The 14,200-nt window shown below is 48.0% G+C and carries 18 protein-coding genes; all 18 read right to left on the reverse strand.

All coding sequences use genetic code 11. The features are described from left to right. Nucleotides 1-269: 269 nt before the first annotated feature. The 18 genes from ACFOE0_RS00385 to ACFOE0_RS00470 all read right to left on the reverse strand — a co-directional run bounded on the left by ACFOE0_RS00385 (nt 270) and on the right by ACFOE0_RS00470 (nt 13,566). Nucleotides 270-503, reverse strand: coding sequence for a hypothetical protein (locus ACFOE0_RS00385; protein WP_248936451.1), 234 nt, complete (start codon nt 501-503; stop codon nt 270-272). A 4-nt stretch (nt 504-507) separates the two neighbouring features. Beyond that, nucleotides 508-1,119 carry a LysE family translocator gene (locus ACFOE0_RS00390; RefSeq protein ID WP_248936452.1) on the reverse strand — a complete coding sequence of 204 codons (612 nt, stop codon included), beginning with the start codon at nt 1,117-1,119 and terminating at the stop codon, nt 508-510. A 10-nt stretch (nt 1,120-1,129) separates the two neighbouring features. Next, nucleotides 1,130-1,618, reverse strand: a complete 489-nt coding sequence (locus tag ACFOE0_RS00395) for a GNAT family N-acetyltransferase (RefSeq protein WP_248936453.1) — start codon at nt 1,616-1,618, stop codon at nt 1,130-1,132. A 195-nt stretch (nt 1,619-1,813) separates the two neighbouring features. Then, entirely contained in the window at nt 1,814-2,089 is a 276-nt protein-coding gene (locus tag ACFOE0_RS00400) for a hypothetical protein (protein ID WP_248936454.1), read from the reverse strand. Between the two features lie 607 nt (nt 2,090-2,696). After that, entirely contained in the window at nt 2,697-2,927 is a 231-nt protein-coding gene (locus ACFOE0_RS00405; protein WP_248936455.1) for a hypothetical protein, read from the reverse strand. After that, a complete protein-coding gene (locus tag ACFOE0_RS00410; RefSeq protein WP_248936456.1) occupies nt 2,920-3,174 on the reverse strand; it encodes a hypothetical protein in 255 nt (84 codons plus the stop codon). Before ACFOE0_RS00410 ends, ACFOE0_RS00405 begins: the two co-directional genes overlap by 8 nt. Next, nucleotides 3,171-3,590, reverse strand: coding sequence for a DUF5675 family protein (locus ACFOE0_RS00415; protein WP_248936457.1), 420 nt, complete (start codon nt 3,588-3,590; stop codon nt 3,171-3,173). Before ACFOE0_RS00415 ends, ACFOE0_RS00410 begins: the two co-directional genes overlap by 4 nt. Before the next feature lie 5 nt (nt 3,591-3,595). After that, entirely contained in the window at nt 3,596-3,847 is a 252-nt protein-coding gene (locus ACFOE0_RS00420; RefSeq protein ID WP_248936458.1) for a hypothetical protein, read from the reverse strand. Nucleotides 3,848-3,954: 107 nt separating this feature from the next. Continuing rightward, the gene (locus tag ACFOE0_RS00425; protein WP_248936459.1) at nt 3,955-4,428 is read right to left on the reverse strand and encodes a hypothetical protein; all 474 of its coding nucleotides are present in this window, start codon (nt 4,426-4,428) and stop codon (nt 3,955-3,957) included. Next, a complete protein-coding gene (locus ACFOE0_RS00430; protein WP_248936460.1) occupies nt 4,425-4,811 on the reverse strand; it encodes a VRR-NUC domain-containing protein in 387 nt (128 codons plus the stop codon). Before ACFOE0_RS00430 ends, ACFOE0_RS00425 begins: the two co-directional genes overlap by 4 nt. 87 nt (nt 4,812-4,898) lie before the next feature. After that, nucleotides 4,899-7,802, reverse strand: a complete 2,904-nt coding sequence (locus ACFOE0_RS00435) for a plasmid replication protein, CyRepA1 family (protein ID WP_248936461.1) — start codon at nt 7,800-7,802, stop codon at nt 4,899-4,901. Between the two features lie 88 nt (nt 7,803-7,890). Further along, on the reverse strand, nt 7,891-8,508 hold the full coding sequence (locus ACFOE0_RS00440; RefSeq protein ID WP_248936462.1) for a lambda exonuclease family protein: 618 nt from the start codon (nt 8,506-8,508) through the stop codon (nt 7,891-7,893). Nucleotides 8,509-8,510: 2 nt separating this feature from the next. Further along, a complete protein-coding gene (locus tag ACFOE0_RS00445) occupies nt 8,511-8,738 on the reverse strand; it encodes a hypothetical protein (RefSeq protein ID WP_248936463.1) in 228 nt (75 codons plus the stop codon). 7 nt (nt 8,739-8,745) lie between these two features. Next, nucleotides 8,746-10,419: a DEAD/DEAH box helicase gene (locus ACFOE0_RS00450; RefSeq protein WP_248936464.1), complete on the reverse strand. Its 1,674-nt coding sequence runs from the start codon at nt 10,417-10,419 to the stop codon at nt 8,746-8,748. Nucleotides 10,420-10,480: 61 nt separating this feature from the next. Next, nucleotides 10,481-11,119: a hypothetical protein gene (locus tag ACFOE0_RS00455; RefSeq protein ID WP_248936465.1), complete on the reverse strand. Its 639-nt coding sequence runs from the start codon at nt 11,117-11,119 to the stop codon at nt 10,481-10,483. Next, complete coding sequence (locus ACFOE0_RS00460) at nt 11,109-11,771, reverse strand: ATP-binding protein (protein ID WP_248936466.1); 663 nt, start codon at nt 11,769-11,771, stop codon at nt 11,109-11,111. The genes ACFOE0_RS00455 and ACFOE0_RS00460 overlap by 11 nt, the downstream gene beginning before the upstream one ends. Next, nucleotides 11,740-11,937 (reverse strand): hypothetical protein, encoded by a 198-nt coding sequence (locus ACFOE0_RS00465; protein WP_248936467.1) that lies wholly within the window; start codon nt 11,935-11,937, stop codon nt 11,740-11,742. The genes ACFOE0_RS00460 and ACFOE0_RS00465 overlap by 32 nt, the downstream gene beginning before the upstream one ends. A gap of 66 nt (nt 11,938-12,003) precedes the next feature. Further along, nucleotides 12,004-13,566, reverse strand: a complete 1,563-nt coding sequence (locus ACFOE0_RS00470; protein ID WP_248936468.1) for a recombinase family protein — start codon at nt 13,564-13,566, stop codon at nt 12,004-12,006. Between the last annotated feature and the right edge of the window lie 634 nt (nt 13,567-14,200).

Consider the following 14,200-nt stretch of genomic DNA (forward strand, 5'->3'; position numbering starts at 1 on the left):
AACTTGGTATTAGACTCTTATTTCATCTTGATTGAGTCAAATAAAATTAGCCCATATTTCAAACTAGTCTAATTGTGTTTTTTAAAGCATTCGGTAATAAGCCTTGACCGCATATAACACTGTAATAAAAGTGCAAAAAAAATCCCGCCGAAGCGGGAAAAAGAGTGCATAAGTACACTTTACTTATAGACCCTGAGGAAAAGGGGAGGGCAGGGACGGCGAGAGGTTATTAACACCGCCCTTTTCGGTCATGGGAGTACCTAGCCCAATTAGTTATTAACCATCTTTATTCTGAACCGGCGAAACAGGTAGCTAACCCATTTCATCTGGGCTTTGCTTGATACTCCCCGCCTTTTGATATCTTCAAGCGATATCTTTTCTCTGTCGGTGAGTATCTTGTCGGCCTGTTCCAGTATCAGGGCGGCTGCAACTTTCATCGACTTCGGAATATCGTCAGGCGCGTTATCTTCCAATGGTTCGCCCACGATATTCCTTAGTCTCATTTCATTACCCTGTAACTACTTTAATCGCCAGGGCAATAAGTATTACCCCTGATACCTTATCCACGATTCCAGCATTGTTCCGCAGCTTCTCCAGTATCTTTGGCCTGGACACTATGGTGGCGACAAATGAATACCAGGCAGCATCCAGCACTGCAGGAATCAAAGCGACAATAGCAATCTCAGTTGCGGTGTAGCTGTCATTTATAAACTGACTAAACAGTGCCAGGAAAAAGATAATCACCTTCGGATTCAGAATCGCCATTGCAAAGCCTTGCGCTGCAGATTCTTTGTAGGTTGCCTTTTCCCCAGCAGAGATCCGCTCTGCCAGTCCTTTTTTGCTGGTCAGGGCTTGAAATCCAAGCCATGCCAGGAATCCTGCCCCTGTATACATAATGCCGTTAAACAGGAGCGGACTTGCTTTAAGCGTTGCCGCCAGTCCAACCAGGCAGAGCAGGGCATATATCCCAACACCAACAGCATGAGAGCAGGCAGTGACTATGCCGTGGCTCTTGCCGTTCGCTATGGTGTTACGACCAACCATAATGACGCTCTGGCCTGGTGTCATCGCCCCAAGTAGGGAGATAACAACGATAGAAGATAGGGCGCTAATATCCATGGTAGCCCCCTTAGAAGTACGACAGCACAAAGTGCTTAACGCCGTCATGCTCATACTCGCCGCGAATAGTCATGCCCATGTTGGTGTGGGCTTTGATTGACTTGTCGTTGTCGCTACGAATGAACAAGACGCCCTCAGTGCTTGGCACTTGGCTTTTCAGCACTGCAAACAGCTCTTGAGCGATACCCTGTCCACGGTGCGAACTGCTTACGCAGATCGGACCATATATGTAGGCACCCTCAGTTGGCTTGTATGCCTCCAGCATACGCTGTACGGCAGGGACTTCTTTGTATCCATCAAGCTCTGAACTCATCAGGAAGCCAACCAGCTCGCCGCTGTCTACAGCGACAATCATCGGCATGGCGTCCATGACTTCAATAACCTTTGACTCAGGAAACATTGCGGACAGCAAACCGCCATTAGTTAGATAGTTTGCTTCCATTAAGCGTGACACAGCCGCAGCGTCAGCATGAATTGCTGACCTGATTTCAATACTCATAAAAATTTACGTCCAATAATACGTGTAACTGCGCGCCAAATATGAATTTTTGGCGCAACCTGGTCTTTGATTTACGTATTACCAGGGGACGTTGTTTTTAAGTGCATTTACTGCGTTGTGATTCATTGTGACTCTTACAAAATAAGTCGATGAGGGCTGCAGGTTACATTATTGAAATTGGCGGATCAACACCAATTACCCAATTAGCAGGGCGCACGTTGCGACCGGTAGCTGCATTTTCTTTCCATCATCGGTGATTATTGTGTAGGTGTCCCATTGCTTCCTGTAACTTGTAAAATGTTTGTGAATGACGCCTATGGAGGCGCACTCTGCATAACCTTCGCCATTTGGCTGCAAAAATGCGGATGTGCCACAAGTCAAAATAACAAAGGCCGAAATAATGTATCCGCCTGACGCTGCGAGGAAAAAACGCTTTCCAGGGTAATTGTTTTTAAATATCGCTCTTTTCATTGCTTAACGCCCCATAGCTTATACAAGTATTTGACTACTTCCGCAGCGCTTGTAATTCGCCTAAATCGAGGCCCAAGTTTTCTATAAAGCGGTACACCATTATCAAAAGCGCTCAATGCTTCCTTTAATGAGCCATATTTAATCCGTTCCATAACAACCTTGCAGCTATATCTTTAAGTCGGGCAGGGGCAAAATAAATTGCCCTTTTCGGTTGGGGTAAGCCACCTAGCCCTATACGCACAATTAAAGAAGCTCTTTAATCCTTTTTAGGTTGTTATTTATAAATCCCTGCGTCAAGCACATAAAACTGTAATATTTGTTAAATCCAGCTATATCAACGCCTATATAACAAATTGATCTAATTGATCATTTTAGATTCTGAATGAATAAGCTGAATTTAAATATAACGATAGGTAAAAAAAAGCCCCGCAAAAGCGAGGCTAAAACGTCACAAGCAAAAAGTTGTTTCGGGGTTGAACCTGGGCGCTTGAGCATCGACTTAGCATCCAACCATGAAAAACCGCCATAGATATGATGCTACCCAGCGCCCTGGTTCAGCCGGAATGATGCGTTAATCCGGTGTCGAGTGCAATACTGAATGCTGAAATTATTTGAGCGACTTGGCAGTTTCGGCCTGTTCGCGCATGTGTGCCTGCTCGTCAGACAGGTATTTTTCCAGCCAATCAACCAGTGCGCCGGTCGAAGTGGTATCACCTCGTTTAACGTGTGCCCTGGCAATGTCCAGCAATAGCTCAGTAACGGCTTTGGGGCTGAGTAGCTTACCCGCAAGCCAGCCTATCCAGCGTTTGAAGAACGAAAACAGAAAGCTCTTAATCATCAGCGTATTTCCTTGTCACGGACAGAATTTCATCCAGCTTATCGTCCATCGTGTCCAGGCGCTTTCGTATAGCGTCCCGCTCTTTGTCCTGCCAGTTGTTCACCAGGTCAACGCGCTGGTTTAGGACACGAATGTCAGATCTAAGCTCACTTGCCTGGACGGTTGCCCATACGCTGACAGAGATTGCCGAAGTGACAAGAAACGCGACAACGCCAAGAGCAACAGGTGAGTTTGTGTCTAAAGTCATAGCCTGATCACCTCCAGTTCTATTTGGGCATGTCTGCTGCATAGTGCCTCAACGTCAGCAACCGCAGATCTACTGTCAGACACGCCCCATTGGGTCGGGTGCCAGGAGTTTCCCAGGGCAATACAGCCTTGCAGTTCGTGTGGGAAGTTCGCCGGATGGATCATGCAATGCGTTCGCTGTGATGCCCCTGCAGGCGTGACGCCTAAATCAGGGTTGTGCATGTGCAATCGCTTGCCGTACTTTGGAGAGTCTATCCATCGGAGTTCGTACCGTCCCGCTGGAACGCACGACACATTTCGCTTGTTGTCGTTCCAGTCACACTCAACGCTAACCGCTATCTGCTGGCCTTGGTAAAACAACCGGCCAAAGGTACCAACACCTTTGACGGTCTTGGTAGTCAGAGTCAGTAAAAGCATGTTGCTTACCAGTCAATTGTGATGATGCTTAGGGAGCCAACTGGGGTGATTGAGATAACGTAATCCAGTTCACGAAAGTGTGCCTTAATCGCCTCGCAGACCTCTTTGTCCTCGCCTTTGCATTGCAGCTGAACAGGTGCCAGCATGCCAAACAAACCGCTGTCTGTAGCCTCGGCAATACCCTCATTAATCAGGGTAATCATTTCCTCAAGCAGGTTGCTAAACTGGGACTTTTCACGCGCTTCTGATGCTTTCATTTCTTAATCTCCGGGCATAAAAAAAGCCCGGATACGGGCTTTTTGCTGGTGTCGTTTTAAGTTGTTCCAGGGGTTTATTCCTAGTCAATCAAATTTTGGCAAAATCATTACCTCTTGTAAAGCGTTAGCGTGTGCAATTCTGATAACTGAATATTTGCTGATTTCAAAGTTGACGTGCGCGTCAACCTATACATTAGTAATCGCTCAAGTTTACGTGCACGTAAACCTTGGTCAATCTTAACCATGACAGCCTGCTTTGCGTCATGGAGTCGCTTTGCATAAGTTGGCTGCTTAATGCCCAGGAACTTATTTGGCTTCACTCCGTTTAAATCCACAATGCCCAACTCGACTGCGAGGACTTCTCGCTGAATGTCTGTCAGGTCATTGATGTAGATATCGGTCAGTATCGAAAAGTAGGGGCTGCTCAGTAGAAGGTCAGTTCCTGCTTTGCGGTTTGTGCATTCTCCGGCCTGTACCTGTTCGCCCTGGAACCATCTGGCAACATCAGTTACTGGCACCGCGCCCTTGTTGATTACCCAATAAGCCCAGACTTCTAACAGCTGGTCAAATGTCCACTTCATATCCCGAAAACCCCCGTGTGATGGTGCTTTAGCGCATTTCTCATATCTTCGGTAGACCTCACGACAGCAGCCAGTCCGCCGTGCATTGCCACCCTGTTTAGCCAGAGTCGCTGTGCCTCTGACACTTTGCCCTTTGGTGTCTTAATCTCGACAGCAAGGAATTTGCCGCCTTTCATTTGCCCAATAATGTCTGCAGTTCCCTTTCCCAGGCCGAACTCCACAGCCCGACCATTTACCAGTGCTTTTCCTGTATTACATCGGTGAACCCAAGCCACATTTTCATCCCTGATTAAGAGGCTCAAAATGTCCTTTTGAATCTTCGTTTCTAAGCCCAAAATCTGCCTTACCTCGCTGGTTAAAATTTGCTCGAATTTATGGGACACATGGGTCGTTTTCCTTTAATAAAAGACTACCCATGTGTCCCATAGGTTGGTTACTTTCTGCACACTTCGATTATTGTCGAATTAGGGTTATTTTGTGCTGTTCTGAATGCTGAATTGATGGTTGCAAACATGGGTGATTTTCTCCTGTTTTTCAGTGTCAGTTACCATCACTCGATGGCGGTCTTTTCCGCAGTAAGTTCTGGCCGATTTCAGTATCACGCCAAACCCTTTCAAAATTTCAGTAGCCAGTTTGGTTGGATTGGCCGGTTTGGGTTTTGGCACTGTCTTTTTCTTGTAGCGCTTGTCCAGATTCTTGGGTGACATAATCCGAAGGAAGATAAGGCGCTCTTTTCGGCTCCAGGCGTGGTCAATGACCTTTTGGGCAAGTGCCTTGTCCATCACTAGCTCTTTGCCCTCCTCAAAGCCAATCAGCTCCATCAGCTGCCTTGACTCGTCAGCCCTTGCTGATTTGAAGTCATACAGGGCAGCTGACTCTCCATCGCCTTCATTGAAGTAGGGCAGATTGGTTGCCCACATATAGCGCTTGGCATGGGTCAGGTGTCCGGCCTTAACAAATGAAAGCCAGTCCTCTGTCACTGAGTCGATGCCGCAGGCCTCACAGATGCCCCACACAATCAAAGCTGCCCGTTCTTCAATGGTTGGCTCAGGTTTACCCCTTAGCGCCTCTGCTTCTTCGTTTGAGGGCTTGGCAGTCGATATGATTTTGGCGCTCAGTTCTTCACGCTGAGATTTAATGTATTCCTGGAGCGATATGTCACAGTCGATCTGTTCCAGGTCAGCGAACGTGACGTTAAAGCCGTAGTGCCTCAGCATCAGGTACAGGTAGGGTGCGAAGTTGTTCTTTGCTTTGGCCTCTTTAACGTCAACGGTGTTTTTCACCCAGTCAATGTCGTGGCTATCAATATCGAAGCCCCGCGCCCAAAACTCAGATTCGGCCAGCTCCCGCTGCTGCTGTTGGAGCAATTCGGCATCTTCAATATCTTCGCCGTATGTCTCAGCAACCCCGACAACCCAATGGGTGATCATCCTTGCGCGGCGCAGCTGCTGGATGGCATCTTGCGGCAGAATCGTTTTGCCGGTGAACATGGCAAAGCCTGCATCAAAGTGAACATCAGTAATCGACAGGCCAGATCTGATTGAGGGGCTATGGATAATGGCATCGTACTTTGCCGCCTCTACGTTGGCGTTTTCCATAAACCTTGCTGCTGGTGAGCCATAGATTTTGGTCGTTTCAGATGTGACCAGGAGAAACTTTTTCGCCGGATAGGTTTTTTCTAACAGGCTATGGATGTGCTTTGCCGTGTCGCGCCCGTCAGTGGCGACCATGACGCGCTTGTCCTCGCTTATCGCCTTTGTCATGGAGGCATACACAATATCTCGGTAACCTTCGCCCCAGCACCATTCCACCGACAAACCAGACTGTGATGGCGTGGGGTTTGGCACCTCAACGATAGTGAACTTCTCTTGCGGCCTGCAGTATTCCAAAAACTCAACAGTCGATGAGTCGGCATCGGCATCAAGCACCAGTACCTGGTCGGCGTTTCGGATCATTTCGACCAGCTTCTGGAAAACAATGGTGTTGCGCAGTCCATCAATCTTGCTGGCGCACATCCGAATCACCTGGGAGACTTCATCAATAATGACCACGTTGGAGCGGCTTACCAGGTTGGATAGTCCGGTTTTGGCTTCGGCAATGGACGGCAGACACACAGCCAGCCCCCGATATGCGATTTCGTCCCTGGTGAATTGGTGCCTTGCTGCCTTTGCTTCCTGCTTAATCGAATCATAGTGTGCGGCGTTAAACTTGGTCGCCAGGTCAGATACCAGCGTGACCAGGTGCGCGATAACGACCACGAAGTCACCGCGACTGATTGCGCCCTGGTAACACGGAACCCCAATCACTGATGTTTTCCCGCCAGCGTGTGGTGCTTTGATAATGAATACACCATCGCTGTTGGTATATGGCATGGCTTCGCCTACTGACTTAAACCTCAGCGTCTTGTGCCTGGCCTTAATGTCGCTCCTGATAGTTACCTGGTCTTTTGCCCCCTTGAGGATTTCGGCCTCAATGGTAGAGATCCGGCTTTCAAGTGTCCGGCGTGTCTCGATGGCAATGTAGGGATTAACTGACAGAAGATAGTCCACCAGTTTTCGTGCATTGGAGAACCTGGTAAACAGCGAGCTTTTCATTCTGTGGATCAGGGTTGCCATGACCTTGGCAATCGCCTTTGGTTCGTCAGGCGTGAGTGCTGCCAGGGTATCAATGAGTCTCGTCTTGCATCGCTCATCCAGTGGGGGCAGCTTCCACATATCGAACCCTGGAAGCGCGGCGCGCACTTTGCCAGCCTGAATGGTCACCTCGGCCAGCCCTTTATCCAGATACAGGTCGTTCCAGTCATTGTGTGTTGATGGCACAACCCAATCAGTTTCCGACTCCATGCAACACAACTGGCCGGTTTTCGATTTGGTGTCGTTGTCCAGGGCGACAACAACCTTTGCACCTGGCTTGTAGTTTTTAATGAATCTGACCAGCACCGGTGCCTGTCTCTCTGACACGATGGCAAGGACACAAATATCACTTGGCTTGCCCAGGGCATTCCACATGGTCACGCCATCTGCAAAGCCGCCAGTGATTACAAAGCTGTTGATGTTGGCTGCGTCAGTATATGTATGACCGATAGGTGTGAACCTGGGGGATGAGTCGCGAGTCTCTTTGTACTCGTTAAAAAGAATGGTTCGTTTCGGCCATTTTGGATGCTTGGCATCTTCGCAGTGGGTGATGCTGGTATAGATTCGCTCATATCCGCACTGACCAAAAGCCATGGTGAAGATTGGGCGCTCTATGTATTCGCCGCGAATTGGCGCGGTCTTGCTTGATGAGTTATCACCGACTCTTAAATTGACGCCGGTCATGTCCAACTCGGTCAGCTTTTTGGCAGCGATATAGGGGTTTTTTAGTATTGAATCCACGCTGTAAAAGGCTCCCTTAAAACGGCATCTTATGCGCCATTGCCCCAGCAAAAGCCAGGGCAATGGATATTGATATTGTCGGGCACTGCTATGTTGCTAACTGAAACAGGCGGCGGAACTCCTCGATAAAGTTGTTAATCCGAGTGACCATCTCCTCCAGATACTCCTCATCTCGGTATACCCTTGTCACCAGGTATCTGGCCTTGCCCTCAAGTCGAGGGTCATAGGATACGAAGTCGCACCAGCTTCTGCCTGTGACCAGCAAGCCAAATTGAACTTGTGCCTTATATTCAGCAGGCAAGCCAACACTATCAAAAAACCTGACAAGCTGAGTGGTAGTTTTTGGGCACTTAATCTCGATCATCCCGTCATCTTCGACCAGCCCATCAGGTGAGTAGCCGACAAACTCCGACAGCTCAACAAAGCCGACCTGTTTAACGTTAAAGCCCTCGTTAAACTCGTAAATCTCCCGCGCCTCATCTTCGTGATCTGTTCCCCACTGCATATCCTTCGACTGAAAAAAATCAGTAGGGATGCCGGTCAGCTTCTCAGCCATCAGCTGCATCATGTAGCTTTTGGTTTGCGCTGACGGTTTGCCACCTCGGCCATTCGCCATGATGTTGGCAACCATAGAGCCGGTAATCTTGCCCAGCCTGACCTCTAACCATTCTTGTGTGCCTTGCTCTAAGTGTTCGTGAATAATCATGGTTACCCCAGCTGTTTGACGATATATGCGATTAATGAGTCAGTGGTCTTGTGTGAGTCGATGATGTCATTTCCGACAGTCAGCTTTGTTTTCCGCTTTGGCCTCATGGCGACCACAATCAGGCCTGCTGCCCGTTCGTGAACAACCACAGAAGATGCCTTTATGGCTTCGGCAATCTTGTGTTCAGAGTTGCCGACCTCAGTCTTTCTCAGGCCTCGGTAGTACCGCATTTTGTAGTCATTTAACGGCATATTTGTGTCCCGTCTGTTCGTAGTGCTCACGGCACTTAGTTCTAATTCTTTCCCAGCGCCCAGGGTCGCCAGCGAGTACCATCAGGCACATTGCCTGGTGCTTTGTTAGGTACACTGTGTGGTAACGCTCGGGGAGGTATTGAATCTGGTTAAGCGTGGCTTCATCCCTTAGCCATTCCTTCTGCTTGCCTGATAGGTTTGGGTCGCCGTACTGGCTCACAAAGTCATCTGCAGTTGCCAGGGCAGCAATCTTGTTGGGAGTGCAACCAAGTAACTTGGCTCTGCACTTGTGCTTTGCGCCTACGGTGTAATAAACCCCATTGATGTTGTAGAGCAGCACCCATGCCTGCCACCCATGAGTGATAAGGATGTTTTTCCCCACTCGCTCATAGTGGAATCTGGATGCCTTGAAGATTTCCAGCTCGGCCATTTCAAAGTCATTCCGCTGCTTCTCTACTGGCTTGGGGACGCCTTCACTGTCTCTTTCGATGATGTGATGGCAGGTCGGGCAGGCTCTCATCCTGTACTCAATAGCCCCACCACAAGCTGGACACTGCAGTGCCGGATCTGTTTCTGCCTGGTAGTCGTCCTGGTCAAATGAAAGTCGGGCTCCAGCATCCAAATTTCCGTGCTTGCGCAGGGAGATACCGAAGTCCAAAACAACACAGTCGAATTTCACTACATCAGGGAACCTGGAAGGGTCTAACTGGCGCAGGCCGCGCCCGACCATCTGAATCAATGACGACTTACTGGAAGATGCCCGAAGGAGAATCACACAGCTGATTGGTTGGCAGTCGTAGCCCTCAGTCAGCAAGGTGGCATTGGTTACAACGTCATACTTGCCCTTTTCAAAGTCCTTGAGGCGCTTTTTGCGGGTGCGCGCTGGCATTCTGCCGTCTACATAGGTCGCGCTGATACCGGCGCTGTCGAATGCGGCAGCAACGGACTTTGCATGTGCCACAGTCTGACAAAATACAACCGTCCTGCGCCCGTTTGCCTTGTCTTTCCATTCCTCTATCACCCTTTCGTTTGCAATATCGGTGTTAAGGATGCCTTCGATAAGCTCATCATCATTAGCGGCTGCAGCCAGTTCTGCTGATGATGCCAGTTTGATGATGTAGGCCGTTGGCGGTACCAGGTACCCGAGCCTGATTAGGTCATCAATATTTACCTTGTCCGATATAACGTCATAAAAGGCTGACATATTGGCTTTGTCGCCACGCTCAGGTGTAGCGGTGACGCCGAATAGCTTTGTGCCAGGATTGAGCTGTCTTGCCCGTTCAATGATGGCTGCATATTCACTGCAGGGAGTGTGGTGGCATTCATCAATGACAATCAGGTCAACTGGCTGCAAGTCATCAAGCCGGTTGATGAGCGTTTGGCGCATAGCAAAGGTGGCTGTGTGACCATGCTCATTGGAATTTGGGTCAACCAGGCCGAAAGGGCGATCAGGGCAAACCCATGCAAAGGTATTGGAGTTTTGCTCCAGCAGCTCGGTTTGGTGCTGCAGTACCAGGACGCGCTGAAACTCCTTTGCTACGGCAGAAAGCATGACTGTTTTTCCGGCTCCAGTTGCTGCAATCCCAATAACACCGCTGTGTGATTGAAGTGCCGCAATTGACCTGGAAACAAACCTGCTTTGATAGCTTCTAAGTTCCATTTTTCTCCATTTAGACGCCGATTGTGTGTCGGCGTCTGCTGTTCTGATTGCTGAATGTTAATTAAAAATCAGCTGGCATTTCGTCCCAGCCATCGCCGCCTGGAATAGTCGAAGATGTGCCAGAGTTCTGCTGATAGCCGCCTTGCCAGTTGTTATCACCTTGATTACCCCAACCATTAGGTGATGATGCTTGTTGCTGCATTGGCTTTCTGTCGTCACGGTCATCGAGAGTTGCGACCAGGGCATCCACGGCTGCAGGCTGTGATTTAGTGATATATTCTTTGAATGTCTGGCGTGTTCTAGCAGAAAACACCTGCTTGATCTCAAATTTGTAGGTGTCGCTGCCATCGAGCTTGTTATACAGAACCTTCTGAAGTACCAGCCCAAGTGGCTGACCTTTCAGCTCCTGGACAGGTGCGCCGTCAGGCAGCTGCTCGATATTCATTCCCTGCAAGCCCAGGCAACCCATGATCGCCTGAATGATGTTGGTACCAATGCCAATGGCTGAACCATCGCCTTTTTGGTAGTACACCGACAGATAGTTAACGTCATCGCCTTCGCGTGTTGTCAGGCTTAACTCGATGCCTTGCGCCCCAGTCTTTTGGGATACAACCTTCTTGCCGGTGACCGCACCAATATGTGCGCCGGTTGAAATGCCAAACTGTCCAGATTTCTGTGCTTGTTCCTGGTTAAACTGCATCGTTGATTTCCTCGTAGTCGCAGATTGCCGCATCGACCACAGCAAGGCAGTTGTCGATTTCTGGCTGGTCAAATAGCCCTATTGGCGTTTTCACGCAGTCTGAGCCGGTGGTTTTGGTGGAAAAGTAGTGCCGGTCATCGCGCACCATGGCGCGCAGCACGATAGTGAAAAGCCCCTCTAATACAATCTGAGAGTCGATCATCTTCCCTACGGTCTTGGGGCGGACACTGCCCTGGTCATCTGTTTGTGTGTGCGTCATGACGTATACGCGCACATCGTCAGGCAACTTTCGACAGTGATCAAATAGCGCCAAATAGTCCTTAGCCATGGATACAAACTTGTCATATCCTTTGATTTCGGCATTTCGTAGGGATTCGTTCTGCATGTAGTAGTTGGCGTCATCAATGATGATCACCTTCTTGCCAGACTGCACCGCTGCGTTAATGACCGTGTGCACAGTCCCGTAACGGTCTGACACGTACACAGAACCCTGTGGACTGGCCTTTGTGAACTTGGTGCGCCATGGCTTGGATTTGAATGGAAGCGACTTTGCTTCTGGTTGGATCAGTAGAGATTTGAGCGGATCGAGGTTGCGGAGGCTGGTAGACTTCCCAGCGCCACTATCCCCCATGATTAGCGTCACAATCGCCATTATTGTTATCTCCATTGTTGGTAACTGAATTTTTTCCGGCTTTGTCCTGGTTACCTTTGCCGTCCTGCTCCCCAAGCATCACTGTGTCAGACACAATCATGATTGAAACCCCAGGACTGTAGTCAAAAAAACCAACATCCCCAGTACTTGCATCGCTTTTGTCCATGAAAAAGCCCGATATGATGTTGTGAGGGCAACATACATATCGGGCTGTTATTAACGCAAGGCGGTCTTACTTAACTGTGAGCCTGATCATGGACTCGTCAGAATCGTTGAATTTAATCTCAACGTCACCTTTTATTCTATTTACGTGTATGGTATTGCCCATCGCCTCGATATAAATCGAGCCGTCCTGGTTGAATATAAATTTATCAACCATCCTGCTTATTGCGGAGGCAAATCTCACCCTGTAGTTAGGGTCTTTCATACTCTCTGCAGACAACTTAACCTTAGTGAATAATGATGAATCACTCTTTGAGTTAGATATTCTAGAAAGCTCTGCCTTATGCTTATCTATATCAACTCTAATATCTGAGCATTTCTTTTCTAATTCTTTTAACTTTGTTTTAAGTTTCGCGCTCGGAGTATCTGCTAAAACATCAATCAAGTTATCAATCTTTGATTCAGTGTCTTTAAGCTGCGTTAATAGTGAATCAATTGTGCCCTTTAACCATCCAGACCTAGAAATTGACTCACCGGAGTTTGGCATGCTTTCGAGCTTTGCAGCGATAACAGATATAACCGCCTCTAGATAAATATATCTAAAGGTAGGCAAACCACATCCTTTGTAGTTGTGTCTGCGTGAAGTACATTTCAGATACTTGTAGTTCACCATTGCGCCAGCTTTCTCAGAGTAACGACTCTTGCCGTGCATAAACATAGTGTCACCACAAACACCACAGCGACCTATCCCTGTTAGAACGTTTGAATACTCGCCGTTCGATTTTGGAGAGATCTTGTTTTCCTCGTCATTCTTTTTATCGAGGATAGACCGAACCAGGAAAAACTTTTCGTCACTGACTATCTGAGGGAAAAAGTTCTCTGCGCGCAGGCTCCGGCTGTGTAATTCGCCTATCACAGCCTTGTTTATTAGAATCCAGCGCACTGAGGTTTGACCCCAGTCTTTAGCCTTTCCGAGTCTGGGAACGCCGAGTTTATTAAGCTCTCTAGCAACAGCACTCATTGACCTAAATTCGATGTATAAATCAAAAATTAGCTCTATGTACTTTGCCTTATCGTTTAACTCGTATGACTCAGTTTCATTATTGTAATCAAGCCAAGATGGACAACGTAGTTTAGGCTTTTTGCCTTTGTCTACATCTTTCTTTTTAGCTTCCCACGCTGCAAAAGCTCTATTTGATTTTGTCTTTGACTCCTCATTGGCTCTAGCCATAGACACAACCAGCCAAATAATATCACCCATATTATTAGCTGATTCTTCATCAAATACTTTTCCATCTTGCAGAGTAACGATTTTCACGCCGCGCCGTAAAATACTAATGAATCGCTCTTGAGCTTCTGCAATCTGGTCACGACCTAGCCGGTCGATATTCTCAATTAGCAGATAAGAGCCTTTGGGTATGTCGCCGTTTTCAATAGCTGTTATGACTTCTGAAAGCGCACCTCTCTTTGCATGCTTTCCTTTGAAAGCAGATACACCGGCATCTGTAACTACATCAATCAGCTCTGCGCCGTGCTTATCGCACCACTCAGTTGCTAATTTAGATTGGCGGTAGATTGAAGACCCAACGGATTGAGTTGAATCGGAAAACCGTTGGTAAAGGATAGCTTTCATTTCTGTGCTTTAGTAAGGGCGGTTTGTTACTCGTTCGCGGAGAATATCAATTCAGCAGTATTCCTTCAAGGGATAGCCCGTTTTATCACACCTAATCAGAACTGCCCGCGATATTCTGGAAACATTGGTCTTCCCCTTAACAATTGTTACAAACCTTCCTTAACTCTTACCCTACGCGCCTGTGATGAGCATTTAAGTGATCCTGATCAAACAAATGAGTGGAAGTGCGTTTCGCATCCCCATTTATTGCCGGCCGCTTGCTGCTATTTTATCCGCAAAAGCCTGTGAGCTCTGGCTTGAGTCGGTTAGGGTCTGTTAACCTTTAAAGGTGGTTTTGCAGCTTTTTGTCGTTGTTTTATACAAAGCAACGCGATTGTGGTGTAGTTATTCTACATAAATGAGCGTTAATGCAGTAGAAAGCGGCGACAAACGCTGCCCGAAGGGCTCGGCTATACGCGCTTTACTCTTTGTTGCAAGGTATTTGCTTAGGCCCACTAGGCGGCACACCTTGCGTCGCGATTAAAGCGCGTCTATCTCGAGCAAAATTCAACCACTAAAGGTCAACAGACCCTAATCATCCATGATGATTCCACGAAGAACATCTGATTGAAGTGTGATTCACTTAACAATTTAC

This window comes from Shewanella submarina, from assembly GCF_042646185.1.
In the GTDB taxonomy this organism is placed as follows: domain Bacteria; phylum Pseudomonadota; class Gammaproteobacteria; order Enterobacterales; family Shewanellaceae; genus Shewanella; species Shewanella corallii.

Coding starts and splice junctions, on each gene's coding strand:
- ACFOE0_RS00385 (WP_248936451.1), bottom strand. CDS start 503: ATGAGACTAAGGAATATCGTGGGCGAACCATTGGAAGATAACGCGCCT.
- ACFOE0_RS00390 (WP_248936452.1), bottom strand. CDS start 1,119: ATGGATATTAGCGCCCTATCTTCTATCGTTGTTATCTCCCTACTTGGG.
- ACFOE0_RS00395 (WP_248936453.1), bottom strand. CDS start 1,618: ATGAGTATTGAAATCAGGTCAGCAATTCATGCTGACGCTGCGGCTGTG.
- ACFOE0_RS00400 (WP_248936454.1), bottom strand. CDS start 2,089: ATGAAAAGAGCGATATTTAAAAACAATTACCCTGGAAAGCGTTTTTTC.
- ACFOE0_RS00405 (WP_248936455.1), bottom strand. CDS start 2,927: ATGATTAAGAGCTTTCTGTTTTCGTTCTTCAAACGCTGGATAGGCTGG.
- ACFOE0_RS00410 (WP_248936456.1), bottom strand. CDS start 3,174: ATGACTTTAGACACAAACTCACCTGTTGCTCTTGGCGTTGTCGCGTTT.
- ACFOE0_RS00415 (WP_248936457.1), bottom strand. CDS start 3,590: ATGCTTTTACTGACTCTGACTACCAAGACCGTCAAAGGTGTTGGTACC.
- ACFOE0_RS00420 (WP_248936458.1), bottom strand. CDS start 3,847: ATGAAAGCATCAGAAGCGCGTGAAAAGTCCCAGTTTAGCAACCTGCTT.
- ACFOE0_RS00425 (WP_248936459.1), bottom strand. CDS start 4,428: ATGAAGTGGACATTTGACCAGCTGTTAGAAGTCTGGGCTTATTGGGTA.
- ACFOE0_RS00440 (WP_248936462.1), bottom strand. CDS start 8,508: ATGATTATTCACGAACACTTAGAGCAAGGCACACAAGAATGGTTAGAG.
- ACFOE0_RS00445 (WP_248936463.1), bottom strand. CDS start 8,738: ATGCGGTACTACCGAGGCCTGAGAAAGACTGAGGTCGGCAACTCTGAA.
- ACFOE0_RS00450 (WP_248936464.1), bottom strand. CDS start 10,419: ATGGAACTTAGAAGCTATCAAAGCAGGTTTGTTTCCAGGTCAATTGCG.
- ACFOE0_RS00455 (WP_248936465.1), bottom strand. CDS start 11,119: ATGCAGTTTAACCAGGAACAAGCACAGAAATCTGGACAGTTTGGCATT.
- ACFOE0_RS00460 (WP_248936466.1), bottom strand. CDS start 11,771: ATGGCGATTGTGACGCTAATCATGGGGGATAGTGGCGCTGGGAAGTCT.
- ACFOE0_RS00465 (WP_248936467.1), bottom strand. CDS start 11,937: ATGGACAAAAGCGATGCAAGTACTGGGGATGTTGGTTTTTTTGACTAC.
- ACFOE0_RS00470 (WP_248936468.1), bottom strand. CDS start 13,566: ATGAAAGCTATCCTTTACCAACGGTTTTCCGATTCAACTCAATCCGTT.